This window comes from Oleiphilus sp. HI0043, from assembly GCF_001634935.1.
Map to the genome: position 1 here is coordinate 1 of NZ_LWEY01001299.1, position 1,925 is coordinate 1,925.

General features: G+C 44.3%; 2 protein-coding genes and 1 pseudogene. All 3 read left to right on the forward strand.

Annotation, left to right across the window (positions count from 1 at the left end; translation table 11 throughout):
• A pseudogene (locus A3729_RS34045) lies at positions 1-250 on the forward strand (transposase); the annotation flags it as partial.
• A gap of 223 nt (positions 251-473) precedes the next feature.
• Positions 474-1,400: an ABC transporter ATP-binding protein gene (locus A3729_RS16930; RefSeq protein WP_068506675.1), complete on the forward strand. Its 927-nt coding sequence runs from the start codon at positions 474-476 to the stop codon at positions 1,398-1,400.
• Positions 1,397-1,925 (forward strand): ABC transporter permease (locus A3729_RS16935; RefSeq protein WP_068634109.1); only part of this gene is annotated, 529 nt, incomplete at its 3' end. The genes A3729_RS16930 and A3729_RS16935, both read left to right, overlap by 4 nt.

Sequence of the window (1,925 nt, forward strand, 5' to 3'; positions counted from 1 at the left end):
ACCTCATTTCGAATACTTGTCTTTATCCGTATCGCCAGAAAAAAGACGGTCGATATATCGTTCTCTATTTACGTACGAGATAAAAGAACAGACGCTTGAAGAGATTCGCACAGTAACAAATAAGGCATGGGTACTGGGAAGTGAGCAATTCAAGTCTCAAATTGAAGCGCAGACCGGTAGGGCAAGTCACCCGAGAAAGACGGGCGGTGATCGTAGGTCGAAGGTTTTCAAAGGGGTCAGACTCGATTGAAAATCAATCGAGTCTGACCCCTTTGAAAAAGGCTAGGCCGCCTTAAGATCATAACTCTGCGGATAAAGCTTGTTCGCTTCAGCTTCTTCCAAATCCCTTTGTATTGCAGCAGCGGTATTCTTCAGTACGTTGAGCCCAAATTTCTGAATTCCATTTATGAGCATAGGCAGGCACAAGCAAAATCGTTTAACGTACTGTTATAGAAATTAGGGTATGCAAAATCATGACTCCCATTATTCAAATCGAAAACTTGTCTAAGGTTTATGCTGGTGGTTTTCAAGCGCTCAGTGGTATTAACCTTACAATAGAAAAATCTGAAATCATTGCTTTACTCGGTCCGAACGGGGCCGGTAAGACGACCTTAATCAGTACCATTTGCGGTATAGTCAATCCATCTTCCGGCACCGTGACTGTCGACGGTGAGGATATTATCAAAGGCTACCGCCATACGCGTGAAATGATTGGTCTGGTTCCACAAGAGTTAACGACTGACTCATTTGAGACTGTATGGGATACCGTGACGTTTAGTCGAGGCTTATTTGGTAAAGCGCCTAACACGGCTTATATCGAGAAGACGCTAAAAGACTTATCACTGTGGGATAAGAAAGATAACCGTATTATGGAGTTGTCAGGTGGTATGAAGCGCCGTGTGTTGATAGCCAAAGCGCTGTCGCATGAACCCAAGATTTTATTCTTGGATGAGCCGACAGCTGGGGTTGATGTTGAGCTGCGAAAAGATATGTGGGAGTTGGTCCGTAAGCTTCGAGAAAAGGGGGTCACGATTATCCTCACCACACACTATATTGAGGAAGCAGAAGAAATTGCTGACCGTATTGGTGTGATCAATAATGGTCAATTAGTCTTGGTTGAAGAGAAGACAGAATTGATGCGTAAGTTAGGGAAGAAGCAATTAACCCTCGACCTGAAGACCGAGCTATCTAGTTTGCCAACGAGCCTAAAAGGTTTCGATCTAGTGCTGAATAATAATGGCCTGCAACTTGTTTATACCTACGACACGCTAGAAGATCATACGGGTATTGCGACCTTGCTCCAGCACTTGTCTGAAGAGGGGATTCAGTTTAAAGATTTAAAGACTGACCAGAGCTCATTAGAAGATATCTTTGTATCGCTTGTTAAGGAGTCCGCATGAACCGTCACGCAGTTGCCGCGATTTATAAGTTTGAAATGGCCCGTACAAAGCGAACCATTTTCCAGAGCATTGTCTCGCCAGTTATCTCTACCTCTTTGTATTTTGTCGTCTTTGGTTCTGCGATTGGCTCGAGGATTAATGAAGTGGACGGAGTTAGCTATGGGGCCTTTATCGTACCAGGCTTGATTATGCTTTCTTTGTTAACGCAGAGTATTTCTAACGCTTCATTTGGAATTTATTTTCCTAAGTTTAGCGGCACCATTTATGAGCTACTTTCTGCACCTGTTTCATACTTCGAAGCCTTGCTTGGCTACGTGGGGGCCGCAGCAACGAAGTCGATCATACTTGCCTTGATTATTCTCGCAACGGCGAGCCTGTTTGTACCGCTACAAATAGCGCATCCGGTTTGGATGATGGTCTTCCTTGTGATGACGGCCATTACCTTCAGCTTGTTCGGTTTTATTATCGGCATCTGGGCCGATAACTTTGAGAAGCTTCAGGTGATTCCTTTACTGGTGATTACGC

Coding starts and splice junctions, on each gene's coding strand:
- A3729_RS16930 (WP_068506675.1), top strand. CDS start 474: ATGACTCCCATTATTCAAATCGAAAACTTGTCTAAGGTTTATGCTGGT.